Origin of the sequence: Thalassospira sp. TSL5-1 (assembly GCF_001907695.1) — a bacterium.
Taxonomy (GTDB): Bacteria; Pseudomonadota; Alphaproteobacteria; order Rhodospirillales; family Thalassospiraceae; genus Thalassospira.
This window is the reverse complement of record NZ_KV880637.1, coordinates 262,106-278,678: the sequence shown is the minus strand read 5'-3', so window position 1 is coordinate 278,678 and position 16,573 is coordinate 262,106. Positions and strand designations below refer to the sequence as shown.

Sequence of the window (16,573 nt, the reverse complement as noted above, 5' to 3'; positions counted from 1 at the left end):
TCAGCTCTCCATCACGCCCCGGCGGCCCATCAGGCCACGCGGACGGGTCAGCAGGATAACGACGGCCACCAGATAAATAATGATCTGGTCAATGCCGGGAATGATCGATTTCACCTCGGTCATCGAGGAGAAAGACTGCAAAATTCCCAGCAGGAACCCCGCCGCGACAGCCCCGCGCAGCGACCCCATGCCACCAACAACAACCACAACAAAGGACAGCACCAGAAAGTCCATACCCTGATGATAATCGGGTGGCAGAACGGGCGTATACATCACCCCGGCCAACCCGGCGACCACCGCCGCCAGACCAAAAACAATGGTAAAGCGGCGTTCAATATCGATACCCAGCAATTCAACCGTTGCCCGGTCCGCCATGCCAGCCCGCACCACCATGCCCCAGGTGGTAAAATTCAAAAACGAGAACACGGCTGAAATGATCACCACGGAAAACAGCAGATAAATCAGACGCCACCACGGATAGACCACCGCATCACCCAGGCCGATCCAACTGCCAATCGCAGCGGAGCCGGCAACAATATCGGGTGCACTAACCGGGATGGGGTTTGCGCCAAAGAAACTTTTGACCAGTTCCTGCAACACAATTGCCAAACCGAACGTCACCAAAATCTGTTCGGCGTGGGATCGCTTGTAAAAAAAACGGATCAGCGTGCGTTCCATTAAAATGCCAAGACCCAGCATCACCGGAATGGAAACGACAATCGAAATCGGCACCACCCAGTCAATGATGGCCGATCCGGTCTTGCCAAACCAAAGTTCCAGATAGGGCGTTTCCTTATAGGCATCAAAGAAAGTAACCGATGTATCCTTGACCTTGACCGACAGGGTGAGGATTTTTTCCATCGTGACGGCGCAAAAGGCACCGATCATGAAAATCGCACCGTGGGCAAAATTGACCACGCCAAGCGTGCCAAATACCAGCGTCAGACCAAGGGCAATCAGGGCATAGGCCCCGCCCTTGTCCAGTCCGTTCAGGATTTGCAGAAAAATCGCGTCCATGAGCTATCCGCCACAAAGTCTATTTGAAGTCAATTTGGGGAGCAGGACCGCAGAAACCGGCCCGAAGAAAAGAGACGGTGCCGGGAAATCCCCGACACCGGCACATTTTTGAAAAATCAGACCTTGTAAGGTCCCAGTTCCCCGCCAAACATATCGGCCGGATATTCCACCTGGGAACGCGGCACATGTTTGACCACCTCAAGAAGGTCAAAGGCACTTTGCGGGTTTTCTTTCCCGCGCACGACCAGCACATCCTTGAAGCACTGATGGTCTTCGGCACGATAAAGGGTCGGGCCATTGCCCATGCCATCAAATTCGTAGCCTTCAAGCTGCTTGATCACTTCCCACGGCGCAAAGGTACCGGCCATTTCGCAGGCATTGGCATAAAGCAGGGTCTGGACATAGCAGGTATGGGCCGCCTGCGAGGGCGGAAAACCATATTCCTGCCCAAAGGACTTCACAAAAGCCTGGGAGCCATCATCGGTCAGCGACCAGTGCCAGTTGGTGGTACCCAAAATGCCCTTGGCAGCATCGCCAGCACCCTGGGCCATCAGGCGCGAATAAAGCGGAACAACAATGGCAAACTTTTTGCCATTTACCATTTTATCCTTCAGGCCAAACTGCACCGCCTGGGTCAGGGAATTGACCATATCCTTGCCATAGTGGTTCAAAATCAGCACATCGGCGCCGGAATTAAGAACCGGGGTGATATATTGTGAAAAGTCACCTGCCCCGACCGGGGTGCGAACGGTATTGACCGTCGTCCAGCCAATCTTTTCGGTTGCGGCCTTGATCGATTCTTCCTGGGTCCAGCCCCAGGTATAATCCGCCGTCAGATGATAGGCCTTGCGATCCGTGCCATATTCATCCTTGAGCACTGGTGCCAGCGCCTGTCCCGACATGTAGGCATTAAAGAAATGGCGAAAGCCGTAGCGTTTCTTATCCTTGCCGGTGGTGTCGTTGGAATGGGTCAGCCCCGCCATGAAAATGACGCCCATTTCCTGGCACAGCCCCTGTACTGCCACCGCAACACCCGACGAAGACCCGCCCGTTACCATGATGACATTGTCTTTTTCAATCATGCGCTTGGCCGAGGCGCGGGCCGCATCCGACTTGGTTTGCGTATCGCCGGTCACAAACTCGACCTTTTTGCCCAAAATGCCATTTCCCTTCAGGTTATTGGGCTTCATGGTATTGAGCATACCGCCGTCGCCTTCACCATTGAGGTGTTTGACAGCCAGTTGATAGGCCCGCAATTCGTCGGCACCTTCATCGGCATAAGGGCCAGTCTGCGGGACGTTAAATCCCAAAACAACGCTTTTGCCGCTGCCGGGATCGCCGCGAAATGAATCGGCGGCATAGGCATTACGAATAAAGTGCATCGGTGCGGTCGCACCGATAATTGCCGCCCCCGTCGTCAGGGCCGACCCTTTTAGAACGGTGCGGCGTGACACATGACGGGTGGGTTTATTCTCGGACATAGGGTTCCTCCCCAATTGCTGGGATGCGTTTCAGTGAAATGCAAAGGCCGGAATTTTGGTGACTGTTTTGTTATGCGGCCCGCAAGGAGGATGCAGACAGTAAGAAAATAAATCAACAACATGTTGATAAAGAACATTTTTTTTGTAAAAATATAGATGAAGATAATGAAAATTTGTAAATTCTGTCAAAAATAAGGAAACACGATGTCCCGCCAGGCCCCCATCGGCCATCGCATTCGCGGCCGTCGCAAGGATATGGGAATGACGCAAACCGCCCTTGCCGGGGCGGCGGGTATTTCGCCATCCTACCTTAACCTTATTGAACATAACCGCCGGGCCATTGGCGGGGCCTTGTTGCTGCGCCTGGCCGAGGCCCTGCAAATTCATCCCTCAACCCTCTCAGGATCAGAAGAAAGCCGTCTGCTTTCCGATCTGGGCGAACTGGCATCCGACCCGGTCTTTCGCGATGCCCCGCTTGATCGCGGCGAATTTTCCGGCGCGATTTCTGCCGCCCCCGCGATGGTCAATGCGATGCTACAGCTCTATCGCGCCTATCGCAGTGCCCTTGATGATGTCGATATGCTGTCCGAACGCCTAAGCCACGACCCCTATCTGACCGAGGCCAGCCATTCGATCCTGACACGCATCACATCGATCCGCACGGTTGCCGAAATTTTCGAACATTATGACGACCTGCCTGCCGCCCAGCGCGACCGGTTCAATTCCACCCTGGTGCGGGAATCCGAACGGCTGGCGGAATCCGCCACCGAGATTTTCAGCTTTCTGGAGCGTGGTGCGGCGGGTCGCCCGGCTGCCAACCCGTCGGAGGAAGTGGATGACCTGCTTTATGACAATGCCAATCATTTCCCGGCATTGGAAGATTGCGCCGAGACCCTGCGCGGCAGCATTGACCGCTCCGGCGGACTATTTTTGACCGATTTGATCAATCACCTGAAATCACGTCACAAGGTCATGGTTGAACGCCTGCGCCCCGAAGAGCTGCCCGCCAGCGGCCATATCTGGGACCGGGAAAACCACCGCCTGCAATTTTCCCGCGCCCTGCCCATTACATCGGCGAGGTTCCTGGCGGCACGCGCGGTGTGCCAACTTGAGGGGTCGGATGCGGTTGAAGGTATCATCCATTCATCCCGCCTGACCACGGATGCCGCCCGCACCCGCGCCCGCCAGGCTTTGCTTTCCTATCTGGCGGCTGCCCTATTGTTTCCCTATGAAAATTTCGCAACCGAAGCCCGCGAGTTGCGCCACGATATTGAAATGCTGCAACAACGTTTTGCCGGTAGCTGGGAACAGATTTGCCATCGTTTGACCACCCTGCGCCGTCCGGGGCAGGAAGGCATTCCATTTCATTTTTTGCGCACCGATATTGCCGGTAATATTTCCAAACGGTTTTCCGCATCCGGCCTGCAATTGCCGCGCTATGGCGGGGCCTGCCCGCGCTGGGCGGTTCACGAGGCCTACCTGACGCCAGAACGCGTGGTGCCGCAACTTGTACAATTGCCCGATGCCACCCAATATCTGTTCATCGCCCGGGCCGTTCGCACCGGCACGGGCGGCTACCGCGTGCCACAATCGGTGCATTCCGTCATGATCGGGTGTGACACGGCCTTTGCCCGCGATGTGGTCTATGCCGATGGCCTGCCACTTGACGATATATCGGCTGCCGTTCCCGTGGGGATCAGTTGCCGCCAATGCCCGCGCACCGACTGCCTGCAACGGGCCCACGCCCCGGCAGAACCGGCAACATCGACAATACCTCCCCCTGACGGCGCACGACCAAAACCAGCCCAACCGGACTAAATGACCAGCCTCGCCGTCAACACGATTGCCTAACCGCCCGACACACCTTAAAGTCGAACAAAACAAAAGGCATAAACGCCCCAAGGCCCATCTCATAAAAAACCAAAATCAGGGAGAACGTCGTGACCGACAAACCAACGGTCCTGATTGCGGAGGATGAAGAAACCATTGTCGAATCCCTGGCCTTTCTGATGGAAAAGGAAGGCTTTAACGTGCGCATTGCCACCAACGGGCAAAGTGCGATTGACATGATCAGCCAGGATATCCCCGATATGGTCCTGCTTGATGTCATGATGCCGGGACGCGATGGTTTTGACGTTGCCCGCACGGTTCGCACCAATAGCCGAACCAAACACATCCCCATCATGATGCTCACCGCGCGCACCCGCGAGATTGACCGGCGCAAGGGACTGGAACTTGGTGTTGATGATTTTGTCACCAAACCCTTTTCCACCCGTGACGTTGTTGCCCGCGTCAAGGCGCTGCTGGGTTGCGATACCCCGCAAACCTGACAATATCCCCATCCGTCACAAGGCAGACCTGCCATGAGACCACCGACAAAACTGACCGAACGTGCCCTGGTTCTTGCCGTTACCGCCTTTTTAGCCTGGATACCGCCCCTGGTTGGGGTGTTTTCGCTGGACGGATTTGTGTTCGGGCTGCCGGTGCTGTTTGTCTATTTTTTTGTCGGGTGGGCCGTTTTTATTGCCCTTTGCGCCTGGATCACGCGCAAGTTGCGCCAAAGCGCACAACAGCCGGAGGATATATAACCCGTGTTATCCTCCCAGGTGGTAATTGCCGTATCGCTGATTTATGTGGGCCTGCTTTATACCATTGCCTGGTGGGGCGATAAACGCGCACGGGCCGGGCGCTCCTGGGTGCGCAACCCCACGGTCTATACCCTTTCAATTGCGGTTTATTGCACCAGTTGGACCTTTTATGGCGCGGTTGGGTCGGCTGCGCGCAACGGGCTGGAATATCTGACCATCTATCTGGGGCCGACGGTGATTTTTCTGGGATGGTGGTTTTTGCTGCGCAAAATGCTGCGCATTTCAAAGGCGCACCGCATTACCTCCATCGCCGATTTCATTTCATCGCGCTATGGCAAAAGCACCCAACTTTCCGTTCTTGTCACCTTCATCGCCGTGATCGGCACCACCCCCTACATTGCCCTGCAATTAAAGGCGGTCGCCACCAGCTATACGGTTTTGACCGTATGGGGCAGTTCGGTTTCCGAACCATTTGTATCCACATCCCACATCTTTGCCGATAGCGGCTTCTGGGCGGCCACGGGCCTGGCGCTGTTTGGCATTTTGTTTGGCACCCGCTTTATTGATGCCGATGAACATCATGAAGGCATGGTCGCCGCCATTGCCTTTGAAAGCCTGGTCAAACTGTTTGCCCTGCTGGCTGTCGGTATTTTTGTGTGCTTTTTTATGTTTTCCGGGTTGGGCGACCTGTTTAAACAGGCAAGCCAAACACCGCGCATGGCAGGGCTACTCACGCTACAACCAGATAGCGGCACGCGCTGGTTTACCCTCATGGCCCTATCGATGGCGGCGATTTTAACCCTGCCACGCCAGTTTCAGGTGATCGTGGTGGAAAATGTCGATGAACGCCACCTTGCCACCGCGTCCTGGGCCTTCCCCGCCTATTTGCTGCTCATGAACCTGTTTGTCCTGCCCATTGCCCTGGCCGGAATGGGCCTTCTGCCCGACTGGGCCGACCCGGACTTTTTCGTACTCTCCGTACCGCTTTCGCAGGGGCAGTCTTTTCTGGCACTGGCGGCCTATGTTGGCGGATTATCGGCCAGCACCAGCATGGTGATTGTCGCCGCCATCGCCCTGTCGACGATGGTGTGTAACGACCTGGTCATTCCTGCCCTGTTGCGCCTGAAATGGCTGCGCCTGACCGAACGCGACGATTTGACCGGCCTGTTATTGTTCATCCGCCGCGCCTCCATCGTGCTGGTAGTCTTTATGGGCTATATCTATTACCGGTCTGCCGGGGCGGGCGATGCGCTGGCGGAAATCGGGCTGATTTCCTTTGCTGCCACCGCGCAATTTATTCCCATTATGGTAGGCGGGCTGTTTTGGAAGGGCGGCACCAAAACCGGGGCGCTGACCGGGCTTGCCGCCGGTTTTGCCATTTGGGCCTATACGCTTTTGCTACCTTCCTTTGCCGATTCCGGCTGGATTGACCCCAAACTGATCACCGACGGCGCCTTTGGCCACCCGTGGCTGCGGCCCGAAGCCCTGTTCGGCCTGGATAATTTCGCCCCACTCACCCACGCACTGATCTGGTCGATGGCGCTAAATGCCGGGCTTTTTATTGTTATCAGCCTGTTTACCAATCAGGGCGGGCTGGAACGCATTCAGGCCACCCTGTTTGTCGATGCCTTTTCGCGCAAGGGCGGGGAAACGGTAATTTGGCGGTCTTCGGCCACCATTGATGACCTTTATGAACTGGTGGAACGGTTTTTGGGCCGCGAACGCGCCTATCATGCCTTTCGCGATTATGGCACCTCCCACCATACCGCCTGGCGCGGCAAGGGCGAAGCCAATGCCGATATGATCGCCTTTAGCGAACGCTTGCTGGCAGGTTCCATTGGTGCCGCATCCGCCCGGGTGATGGTATCATCCGTTGCCAAGGGCGAAATGGTCAGCTTGGATGAAGTGCTGGAAATACTCGAAGAAACATCCCACGTTATTGAACATTCCCAACGGCTGGAGCAAAAATCGCGCGAGCTGGAACGTGCCGCCGCCGAACTTCGTGCCGCCAATGACCGCCTCAAGGAGCTGGACCGCCTCAAGGACGAATTTCTGACGATGGTCAGCCACGAATTTCGCACACCGCTCACCTCCATCCGGTCCTTTTCCGAAATTCTGGTTGATACCCCGGAACTCGAAGCCGAGCGCAGCGAACGCTTTTTGAATGTGATTGTCCGTGAAAGCGAACGCCTGACCCGCCTGATTGATGATCATCTGGACCTGGCCCGCCTTGAAGCCGGCCATTCCGACTGGCATCCCAGCGAGATTGACCCAAAGGCCGTGCTGCGCGAAACCATTGATGCCCTGGAAGGATTATTTAACAGCCGCAACGCCAAATTGCGGGTCGATATTGGCGGCGACAGCGTAAATCTCTTTGTTGACCGGGACCGGCTGACCCAGGTTTTCATTAATCTGCTTTCCAATGCCGCCAAATTCGCCAACCCGGAACAGCCTGAAATATATGTGCGTGGTGCAACACACCAGGATGGCTACCTTGTTTCGATATCCGATAACGGCGCAGGCATAGCCAAAGAAGAAGCCACCCTGATTTTTGACAAATTCTCTCGGGGCGGCAAATATCCCGACAACAAACCGCGCCCGTCCGGCTCTGGCCTGGGGTTGGCGATTTCAAAACATGTGGTCGAACATTGCCGGGGCCGTATCTGGGTCGATAGCAAACCGGGACAAGGGGCCACTTTTCATATGTTCATTCCCGTTCGCCGCCACAGCGCTAACTCAAGCCTGTAAAGGTCCTTCCCGGCAACGCACATGGGCACGCCTGTCTACGTTCCGCCTCATCAAACGTGCGAACCAGCACACAAGGCCCGGCGCAACGCTTGCCTCATGTTTTATTTAAAAACAAATATTTAACAGAAACCCGCATAAGGTACGATTCGTCACTTTCTGGACATTTTTGCCCATCGTATCTGCCACGTCACGATACCTGCCTCCATCACCAGCAAAACAGGGAAGATGGCAAGCACCATCCTCCCTGCAAACATATTCCGGATTCCGAACGCCGATAGCCCCAATAAGCCCTTACCGCGCCAGAACTTCGGCAGCAGCCCTTGTTTCGCCTACCGATTGCGAAACCCGCTCAACGGTTGCACGGATGTCTTCGATACTGCGGGAGAAACGACCTACTGCCGCATTCATATGCTGCATGTTTTGCGAAACACCCGAAGTAATCCGGTTTTGCGCGCCCAGTGCTTTTGAGGTCACGCCAACAGAATCCCGCATCGTCTCGACCGAACTGCGAATTGTCTGCAATGCGCCAACGACTTCCGATGTGATGTCCTGAATACCTTGAATTTCGGTTGATATCTGATCGGTGGCGCGTGCAGCCTGATTGGCAAGGTTTTTAACCTCGTTTGCGACAACGGCAAATCCTTTACCGGCTTCGCCGGCACGGGCTGATTCAATTGTCGCATTCAGCGCCAAAAGATTAATCTGCCCGGCAATATTCTGAATCAGTTCGACAATTCCGGTCATCGCGTCAACCACCTGGGCCATCCTTTGGGTGGATTCATCGGCAATAACGGTTTCGCGCGCCATTTGTTCGGTACTCTTTTGTGAATCGGCCATGTTCCGCGAAATTTCAGCAATTGAATCACTCATTTCGGCGGCCCCGACCGTAACGGTTTGCACATTTGCAACCGTATCGCTGCACGCATCCACGGCATTCCCGGAAATGCCCCGCAAATCGGCAATCGCAGTCTCGATATTGGAGAAATTATTGTCGATCATGGACTTAAGATCGACGAGCAAATTGATCTGGGCCGTAATATCGGTTGCGAATTTGACAACCTTGTAAACCTTGCCCGCCGCATTAAAAATCGGATTATAGGACGCCTCGATCCAGACTGACTTCCCCCCTTTGGCAAGACGGTGGAATTGTCCGGCTTGAAATTGTCCTTCATTCAGCGACTTCCAGAAAGCCCGATATTCAGGACTGTTTTTTTCGTCACCAGTGACAAACATGCTGTGATGATGACCAATAATTTCGTCGCCGCGATACCCCATCACGGAGAGAAAATTTTCATTGGCATCAATCACCGTGCCATCAAGATTGAACTCGATAATCGCCTGCGATTTATTAATGGCATCAAGCATGCCGGTCATTTCCGCACGCTGTTCGCGCTTTTTTGTGACGTCATAGGCAAATTTAATGACCTTCACCGGCTTTCCGGCACGATCAAAAACCGGATTATAGGACGCCTCAATCCAAACGGTCCGGCTATCCCTGGCAACCCGTTGAAATTCTGCCGCTTGATACTTGCCCTTGGCCAATTTATGCCAAAAATCACGATATTCCGCGCTTTTGCCATATGCTTCGGAAACAAACATCCTATGATGTTTTCCAATCACCTCCTCAGGGCGATATCCCATCAGGGACAGGAAATTTTCATTCGCCTGCAGAACGTAGCCATCCAGGCTGAATTCAATCACGGCTGCCGACTTATCAAGCGCCTCGATAATCTGTTGATAATCCCGCGCCTTACGCTGGCTGATATGGCCGAAACCGAACATGGCTGACTATTTCCTTTGGTAAAATATCTAAAATCGGTTGATCAGAAACACCTGAAACGGGCAAAAATTCTCTAACCGACCAATGGCATCGCCGCCAGTTTGGCCGATATATCGGTACTGATCTTTGAGATAACCACCCTTTTGGGGCACGGGCTTGTGGTTGGGTCTGAGGGCAGCGACGAACATTAACAGCCGGATGTGACTTTTGTTTCCTGCGGCACAGAAGCTTTGGCAAAATTTAGCACGCAAATCAGTGCTGCTTCAAAAGATGGCATCAATAAACCAACAGCCTCCCTGCCCCAAACGCTGCAAGCTGATGTTTCGGCTTTACAGCATAATGGTGTTTTGTTGCCACTCACTGCATCTGCCATGCGCTCCAGGACGTAACGAAAAACCAGGTGGCGAACTTTTTGCCCCAACCAATATACGCAGGATATGACAAGCCGATCACTGCCCACAGGCGCACCATAGCGCGCGTGCTGGTGCGGGTACCGCAAATGCCACCCTGGCGGATCGACAAAAATACCCCGCCCGCATCAGGCCATAAAACCCGACCTTATCGCAAAAAATCATACTTTAATATATATTATTCATACCATATGGTGGGATCAGGTTATGCAATATTACAAAAATAGTTTTGAAACTGCCATTATTCCCGGACTTCAAGAAAAATGAACCAAGCCTGGTTAGGTTTGAAACCTTACTGCACATCGCAATACAACACGTCATGCGCCAATGTCAGCATCCTTCCATCAACATGTTGTTTTGCATAGAAATTTTTCTAAAATCGCATCAAAAATCAAATTTAAATTGCTATTTGACGAATGATCACAATTCAAAGTGATACCCGTCATAATAAGAAAAAATGCCGCAATCCGGTTTTAAATTTCCCAAAACATCTTGCCCTTCGGAAGAATAGGGATTATGTAAAACGTGAATTTATTGTTTTCAGGAGAAACATAATGACCAAAATCGATATTTCAAAATTGAGCTATAAAGAACTTCGCGACCTAATGGAGCAGACCGAAGAAGAAGTCGAAAGCCGAAAAGAACAGGCCATCAAAGACCTTCGCGCGGAATTTAACCAAAAATTGAATGACGCCGGTTTTTCCATTCGCGAACTTTATCCGGATGTATTTAAAGCAACTGCCGCATCCTCTTCTGCACCGGTAAAAAGCAAACAATCCACTCCGCCGAAATATCGCAACCCGATAAACCCGGAAGAAACCTGGACCGGTCGTGGCCGTGTTATCGGTTGGGTGCTGAAACTGGCGGAAGAAAAAGGCACCACTGTTGATGCCATTAAAAATGATCCGGATTATCTGAACCCGGAACATCCGAACTACAAAACACATATTGCCGAACTTGAAAAATAAAATTCTCAAAGCCGTCACATCATGGCTTTGACGTTCCCCCTGCTGTTTCAGCAGGGGGTTTTATTTTGCGCAAAACACCTATCTGCCTTGCCTTTTCTCTTCTTTCTCGCCCCTGGAATACCCCGTCAATCCACCAGATTTCGGCACGGAAACAGCCTACAATGCAGCATGAACTTTCCCCTTTGCCACAAGGCAGGACCTAACCACAGCCCGCACTAATCGCCACCATGCAACTATCTAAAAAACAGAAATTTTCCCGTTAAAAAATAAAATCTATATTTTCAAACAACTTTAGAAACACTGTGCTGTTCAAATCACCGCCCCCTCTTGTGTGCCAAAAGCCCAATTTTGTTTGACTTTTGTAAGGTTTTGACAAAACAGTCCGTGTAATAAGCGGCTCCAAAATTCCAGATATCTAATATATCGTCACCGCCCCAAACACCCCTCAAAGGCAACAAACTGATCGCCATTCAAACACATGCAAAAGCTCAAAAAAGAACAAAAACAGAAGACGATTTGAAATCTGGCAATGCGTGAAATTTCAGGAATTGATTCCCCTTAGAACCATCGTCAATCATCAGGACAAATATGATGAACAGGTCCAAGCACGGATTTCCTCGCATAAGGCAAGCGCCGTTACGTCATGTTCCACAACAGACAAGGTTCATGGCACATAACGAACGGTAAATGATGGGCATCGTCACCAACACATCAGCGCACGACTAAAGCCCACAAAACCTCGCAACAACCAGCCTGAAATGCTGCACACCAAATAAGTCTTTTCGACATGAAACCTGGGTCGGGAAGAAGCGCCCCTTGGGATGAGGCTCACAACAGGCAGATGCGCGAATGCCTGGTTTTCATGTCATGCCGCCAAAAATACAACACAACATTTCTCACGCCGCGTATGCGTCGCGAACATTAAAGCCATCACAAATATCTGGGAAAATTCAGATCGATGGTGCCCCCGGGGAGAATCGAACTCCCACTCACAAAGTGAAACAGATTTTGAGTCTGCCGCGTCTACCAATTCCGCCACAGGGGCAGCAAGGCGCTTGATGCGCCGTCCATCGTGGGGGCGGATAATAGCGAGAATTTCGCGCTGGTCAATGGGGCTTTGCGTAAAAAAAACAAGTTGATCACGTTTCTGTCAGAAACCGTTGCAGCCTGCCGTCAAATAGAGTTACATCGCCCCATTCTTCAGCATACGGCCCATATATATGCGGCCTGACATAAAGGTCGCTCCTGGTGCTTCGCAGACTATATGACTGGACCCTTAGCCTGGCCTCCCACCGCCATGCTGCCATTGCCCTGGCCGTCATTGCCTTTGCTGAAAGTTCGTTTTTTCCCATTCCGCCAGATATTCTGCTGATTCCGATGATTCTTGCCGCCCGTAACAAGGCATGGCGCTATGCCACCATTTGCATGGTGGCATCGGTATTAGGCGGGCTGGCCGGTTATGCGATCGGACATTTTCTGTTTGAAAGTGTGGGCAAGCCCGTGCTTGGCTTTTACGGCTATGCCAGCAAGTTCGAGACATTTCGCGACTATTACAACGAATGGGGTGCCTGGGCTGTTTTCATTGCCGGGGTTACGCCCTTCCCCTACAAGGTTATTACGATCCTGTCCGGGGTTACATCACTGGACCCCGTCATATTCTCGGTCTCGTCAGTTCTGGCACGCGGCATTCGCTTTTTCCTGATTGCCGCGCTGATCTGGCAATTTGGCCCCCCCATTCGCGATTTTATCGAACGGCGCCTGGGTCTTGTCTTCACAGTTTTCATTGTCGGCCTGGTGGGCGGCTTTGTCGCCATCAAGTACCTAATTTAGAAAACCTTACAACACGCATTACGGATGGAGCCAAATGGCATCTTCATATTCCCGCCGCCGCACCCCATCACCGTTGCCCGGCCTGTTTGTTTTTCTGGTCTCAGCGGGCAGTCTTGGTTTTGCGTTCTATGCCCAGTATGTTGAAAAACTGCTGCCGTGCATTCTGTGCCTTTATCAACGCATCCCCTATTATAGCGTGGTCGGCCTTGCCCTTGTCTCGCTGCTGCTTATCCGTCAGCCAGGCCTGTCGCGCGGCCTGATATATCTGTGCGGTATCGCCTTTGCGATTGGCGCGGGCATTGCGTTTTATCACGTTGGGGTTCAGGAATTGTGGTGGGATGGCCCTGAAATGTGCGGCGGCCTGACAAGCGGGGCCTCAAACATCGCCGACCTCAAGGCACAGCTTCTGGCTCAACCCATTGTTCGGTGCGACAAAATTGACTGGAAACTGTTTGGCATCACCATGCCGACGGTCAATTTGTTTTTCTCGATTGCAATGGCCGTTTTCTGCCTTTTGGCACCGCGCAGCAAAATGATGCGCACCACCGGCCAGTACTAAACCAAAACAGCGAACCATCGCTGCCTGCGCCTTACAACAGGCAGATAAAACAACAAAGCCGACGCGGAGATCTGCGTCGGCTTTGTTTATGTTGCTGGCGACAAAAAGCCACGCATCCACGTAGCCAGCCTAAAAGTCGTATTCCAGTTCGGTATCCCAATATAAAAAATCCCGCCAACTTTCATGAAGATAGTTTGGCGGGAAAGATCGTCCAATAGACTGCAACTGCTGCATCGTGGGCTGGTCGGGCCGCCGGCGCAAATGAAGACCAGCCTCCTTGACTGATCGGCTTCCCTTATGCAGGTTGCAGGTGCCACAAGCCGCGACAATATTGGTCCAGTTGGTGCGTCCGCCCTTGGAGCGCGGCACCACATGATCAAAGGTCAGGTCGTTTACCGGCAGGCGATCACCACAATATTGGCAACTGAACCGGTCGCGCAAAAAAACGTTAAAACGGGTAAAGGCAGGTGTGCTTTTGATCGGCACATATTCCTTCAGGGAAATGACGCTGGGCAGCTTCATTTTAAAGGAAGGCGAGCGCACCTCACGGTCATATTCGGAAAGAACATTGACACGATCAAGGAACACCGCCTTTAGCGTATCCTGCCAGGACCACAAAGACAGCGGGAAGTAACTTAACGGGCGAAAATCCGCGTTAAGAACAAGGGCCGGACACGTATTGGGCGATAGAAACATATCATCCGCTCCGCCGTGTTTACAGAGTCGTACCGCCTGTCTAGCATCTTCGTCACACGGGGCTGATGAATATCCTGTGACGTTTTATATACGGGTGGTAACGCACGCATAAATCACTGATTGAGAAGATTATAGACGATTTTTCCCAAAGCGCAAAACCGCTTTTACGCCGAGTCGCCGCATTGCAAAATCTTCCGAAAATCCGGCTCTATTCTGTCACATTCCGGCAGAAACCGGCTTGTCGCCAGGTGCCCGTTCAAACCGGCGAAACCCATCACTGTTTATCACAGAAGGCACTGCACAAAAAAACAGCCGGAACACAAGGTCCGGCTGTTCTCCTGGCCTCTGGGGCCAAATCTGAAAAAGCAAAAAGGCCCGCCAAAGACGGACCTTCGTACTTTGTTAAAGCAAAATTGCCTTAGGCAGCTTTTGCTTCAGCAGCTTTAACGATCTGACGTTTAACCTTCAGCAGATCGGCATCAAGCTTGGTGTTAGCCGTGCCAATCAGATACGCATCCAGGCCACCACGTTTTTCGATGGTGCGGATTGCATTGGTGGTCAGACGCATACGAACCGAGCGGCCGAGCGTTTCGCTCAACAGCGAGGTCTGCTGCAAGTTCGGAAGAAAACGACGTTTGGTACGATTGTGGGCGTGGCTCACATTCATGCCGACCAAAACGCCTTTGCCGGATACCGGGCAGCGACGTGCCATGACCTGATCTCCTGGTCTAATTTCGCAAAAGGACGCTTGGCCTGAACACGCAGGCCCGCGCTTGGAGCCGGGTTAATACTGCCTCAAACCAGTGCCGTCAAGCCTCTTCCGCGCAATTTACCGCAATTACTGCGGAATTCTATGTTTCACCGTTCGTTTATCGTTTTTCGGCAGTTTCGGCCCGGCACAACACCCCGCTAGCGGCATAATTGATACCCGATTTGGCAATATCGGCGGCCAAAATACCACACAATATTTATGCCCTGCCCCGCATCCCGCCGCCATATAACGGGATTCGCCATTGTAAAATCAGGATTCGCTAAATACCCGATCAATCCTGACAAGCTGCGATACATATATAAAGTCATCACACAGCAAAACCAGCGCCTCTCAAAGGGACCTGACACAGTTATTCGCAGCTCAATACCTTCCCTTCCTTGCCCGATCCTTCGCAATCTGCCCGGCCCTGCACTGCTTTAAACCACATACCGGTTATATTTGACGGACAGGTAGAAAATTGCCTTTCCCTTTACACAAAGCACGCGCCAGTATTGATCCTTGTCAAAACAGATTTCAAATGCCGCTGGTATAGTTCCGCAGATTTTCAGGGGACCCTTTTTATGGGCCCATGCTTGGGGAGCAACGCATCGATGAAAACCGATTCCAAAGTCGCCTTGCCGTTAATCGGCATCCTGCTGGTCGCCGTTATTGGGCTGGTCCTGTATCTTACCGGGTTTGTTTTTGCAGCCTTGGGGATTTCCATTGCTTCAGCCTGGATTTACGTTGCCCTGGCTCTTGTCCCGGTTGCATTCCTGGTTTTGATTGATTTCAGCCGTTAAGCTCCGGCCAAAAGCATTTTCTGCGATACCAAAACCAAAAACAGCCTGTTGGATCATCCCACAGGCTGTTTTTTATACTTAATCACAAAGCAGTCTTTTCAAACCCCATGCCCTTTCACAATAAGGACTGCAGGTTAAAAGCGGTTGTTTGATCAATCGACCAAAAGGCCCTCGGCACGCAAGGCCGCCAGAACCGAGGTGCGCCCGCGCATTCGGTCCCCGAAATCGCCAATATGGGGCCAACGGAAAGTATTAATACCGATCATGCCAGCCCAATTGATCGCAACAAGCAAATAGGCATCGGCCACACTAAATTGCCGCCCCATCAGATAATGTCGACCATCGGAAAACAGCTTCTCATATTTCTCAAATTCGTCCGAAAGTCTGGTGATCACGGCGTCACGCAGATCTGGTGTCGTTCTTTTTTGCTGCAATAGCGAAAATTGAGCATGAAGCTCATGCTCAATACGGGTCAGAAAAGCATTCAACCGGGCACGTTCGGCAGAATCCGGCGCGGGTGACACACCACTTTGCCAAAAATGGTCGGCAATATAATGCAGCGTACCAACACAGTCCGTTATCACATCGTCAGTGGGAAGTTTCAGGACAGGAATACGTCCATCGGGACTAATGGACAAAAAGTTTTCGCCATGTTCGGTTTTTAAGGTTTTGTGATTCACCTTAACGAGGCGAAATTGCTCACCTGTTTCGAGCAGGGATATATGAGTCGAGAGTGAACAAGCCCCCGGCATGTAAAACAGTATCATCTTGACACATCTCTTGGGTTCGCATGCGACAACCTGTCCCCCAACAGCCGTCATCTTTCGCGCTATAAATGGAATAAATCCCCAGGAGCGCAAGGGATAGTTACTAAACAATACAAGTTTAATAAAAAAATGCGCCGGATCATATTCTGGCGCATTTTTCACAAAGATACCCGCAAGC

General features: G+C 52.3%; 15 protein-coding genes and 1 tRNA gene. 8 read left to right on the top strand and 8 right to left on the bottom strand.

Annotated features, from left to right (window positions below):
• Positions 1–1,017 (bottom strand): branched-chain amino acid ABC transporter permease, encoded by a 1,017-nt coding sequence (locus LF95_RS01310; RefSeq protein WP_073953327.1) that lies wholly within the window; start codon positions 1,015–1,017, stop codon positions 1–3.
• A gap of 116 nt (positions 1,018–1,133) precedes the next feature.
• Entirely contained in the window at positions 1,134–2,498 is a 1,365-nt protein-coding gene (locus LF95_RS01305; RefSeq protein WP_143181910.1) for a substrate-binding protein, read from the bottom strand.
• Positions 2,499–2,702: 204 nt separating this feature from the next.
• Here LF95_RS01305 and LF95_RS01300 point away from each other — a divergent pair, with 204 nt between their 5' ends.
• The 4 genes from LF95_RS01300 (at position 2,703) to LF95_RS01285 (ending at position 7,834) form a co-directional block, all read left to right on the top strand.
• Positions 2,703–4,316 (top strand): helix-turn-helix domain-containing protein, encoded by a 1,614-nt coding sequence (locus tag LF95_RS01300; RefSeq protein ID WP_073953326.1) that lies wholly within the window; start codon positions 2,703–2,705, stop codon positions 4,314–4,316.
• A gap of 122 nt (positions 4,317–4,438) precedes the next feature.
• On the top strand, positions 4,439–4,828 hold the full coding sequence (locus LF95_RS01295; protein ID WP_252509618.1) for a response regulator transcription factor: 390 nt from the start codon (positions 4,439–4,441) through the stop codon (positions 4,826–4,828).
• Between the two features lie 33 nt (positions 4,829–4,861).
• Complete coding sequence (locus LF95_RS01290; RefSeq protein WP_073953325.1) at positions 4,862–5,086, top strand: hypothetical protein; 225 nt, start codon at positions 4,862–4,864, stop codon at positions 5,084–5,086.
• Between the two features lie 3 nt (positions 5,087–5,089).
• A complete protein-coding gene (locus LF95_RS01285) occupies positions 5,090–7,834 on the top strand; it encodes a sensor histidine kinase (RefSeq protein ID WP_073953324.1) in 2,745 nt (914 codons plus the stop codon).
• A gap of 291 nt (positions 7,835–8,125) precedes the next feature.
• Here the strand turns inward: LF95_RS01285 and LF95_RS01280 are convergent, their stop codons facing one another.
• Positions 8,126–9,616, bottom strand: a complete 1,491-nt coding sequence (locus LF95_RS01280; RefSeq protein ID WP_073953323.1) for a methyl-accepting chemotaxis protein — start codon at positions 9,614–9,616, stop codon at positions 8,126–8,128.
• Between the two features lie 185 nt (positions 9,617–9,801).
• A complete protein-coding gene (locus LF95_RS22710) occupies positions 9,802–9,987 on the bottom strand; it encodes a hypothetical protein (RefSeq protein WP_143181909.1) in 186 nt (61 codons plus the stop codon).
• Between the two features lie 453 nt (positions 9,988–10,440).
• Between LF95_RS22710 and LF95_RS01275 the strand changes: the two genes are divergently transcribed.
• A complete protein-coding gene (locus LF95_RS01275) occupies positions 10,441–10,992 on the top strand; it encodes an H-NS histone family protein (protein ID WP_083607453.1) in 552 nt (183 codons plus the stop codon).
• Between the two features lie 959 nt (positions 10,993–11,951).
• Here the strand turns inward: LF95_RS01275 and LF95_RS01270 are convergent.
• Positions 11,952–12,037, bottom strand: a tRNA-Leu gene (locus tag LF95_RS01270).
• A 203-nt stretch (positions 12,038–12,240) separates the two neighbouring features.
• Between LF95_RS01270 and LF95_RS01265 the strand changes: the two genes are divergently transcribed.
• Positions 12,241–12,822, top strand: a complete 582-nt coding sequence (locus tag LF95_RS01265; protein ID WP_073953321.1) for a YqaA family protein — start codon at positions 12,241–12,243, stop codon at positions 12,820–12,822.
• A 34-nt stretch (positions 12,823–12,856) separates the two neighbouring features.
• On the top strand, positions 12,857–13,381 hold the full coding sequence (locus LF95_RS01260) for a disulfide bond formation protein B (RefSeq protein WP_083607452.1): 525 nt from the start codon (positions 12,857–12,859) through the stop codon (positions 13,379–13,381).
• 129 nt (positions 13,382–13,510) lie between these two features.
• Here the strand turns inward: LF95_RS01260 and LF95_RS01255 are convergent, their stop codons facing one another.
• Both LF95_RS01255 and rpmB read right to left on the bottom strand, forming a co-directional pair.
• Positions 13,511–14,077 (bottom strand): HNH endonuclease, encoded by a 567-nt coding sequence (locus LF95_RS01255; protein WP_073953320.1) that lies wholly within the window; start codon positions 14,075–14,077, stop codon positions 13,511–13,513.
• 418 nt (positions 14,078–14,495) lie between these two features.
• Positions 14,496–14,789, bottom strand: coding sequence for a 50S ribosomal protein L28 (gene rpmB, locus LF95_RS01250; RefSeq protein ID WP_073953319.1), 294 nt, complete (start codon positions 14,787–14,789; stop codon positions 14,496–14,498).
• A 650-nt stretch (positions 14,790–15,439) separates the two neighbouring features.
• Here rpmB and LF95_RS01245 point away from each other — a divergent pair.
• Positions 15,440–15,628 carry a hypothetical protein gene (locus LF95_RS01245; RefSeq protein WP_073954750.1) on the top strand — a complete coding sequence of 63 codons (189 nt, stop codon included), beginning with the start codon at positions 15,440–15,442 and terminating at the stop codon, positions 15,626–15,628.
• 152 nt (positions 15,629–15,780) lie between these two features.
• Here the strand turns inward: LF95_RS01245 and LF95_RS01240 are convergent, their stop codons facing one another.
• Positions 15,781–16,557 carry a glutathione binding-like protein gene (locus tag LF95_RS01240; protein ID WP_083607451.1) on the bottom strand — a complete coding sequence of 259 codons (777 nt, stop codon included), beginning with the start codon at positions 16,555–16,557 and terminating at the stop codon, positions 15,781–15,783.
• Between the last annotated feature and the right edge of the window lie 16 nt (positions 16,558–16,573).

Bases quoted from the DNA above. Each gene is read 5' to 3' on its own strand.
- LF95_RS01310 (WP_073953327.1), bottom strand. From the start codon at position 1,017: ATGGACGCGATTTTTCTGCAAATCCTGAACGGACTGGACAAGGGCGGG.
- LF95_RS01305 (WP_143181910.1), bottom strand. From the start codon at position 2,498: ATGTCCGAGAATAAACCCACCCGTCATGTGTCACGCCGCACCGTTCTA.
- LF95_RS01300 (WP_073953326.1), top strand. From the start codon at position 2,703: ATGTCCCGCCAGGCCCCCATCGGCCATCGCATTCGCGGCCGTCGCAAG.
- LF95_RS01290 (WP_073953325.1), top strand. From the start codon at position 4,862: ATGAGACCACCGACAAAACTGACCGAACGTGCCCTGGTTCTTGCCGTT.
- LF95_RS01280 (WP_073953323.1), bottom strand. From the start codon at position 9,616: ATGTTCGGTTTCGGCCATATCAGCCAGCGTAAGGCGCGGGATTATCAA.
- LF95_RS22710 (WP_143181909.1), bottom strand. From the start codon at position 9,987: ATGGCAGATGCAGTGAGTGGCAACAAAACACCATTATGCTGTAAAGCC.
- LF95_RS01275 (WP_083607453.1), top strand. From the start codon at position 10,441: ATGATCACAATTCAAAGTGATACCCGTCATAATAAGAAAAAATGCCGC.
- LF95_RS01260 (WP_083607452.1), top strand. From the start codon at position 12,857: ATGGCATCTTCATATTCCCGCCGCCGCACCCCATCACCGTTGCCCGGC.
- LF95_RS01255 (WP_073953320.1), bottom strand. From the start codon at position 14,077: ATGTTTCTATCGCCCAATACGTGTCCGGCCCTTGTTCTTAACGCGGAT.
- rpmB (WP_073953319.1), bottom strand. From the start codon at position 14,789: ATGGCACGTCGCTGCCCGGTATCCGGCAAAGGCGTTTTGGTCGGCATG.
- LF95_RS01245 (WP_073954750.1), top strand. From the start codon at position 15,440: ATGAAAACCGATTCCAAAGTCGCCTTGCCGTTAATCGGCATCCTGCTG.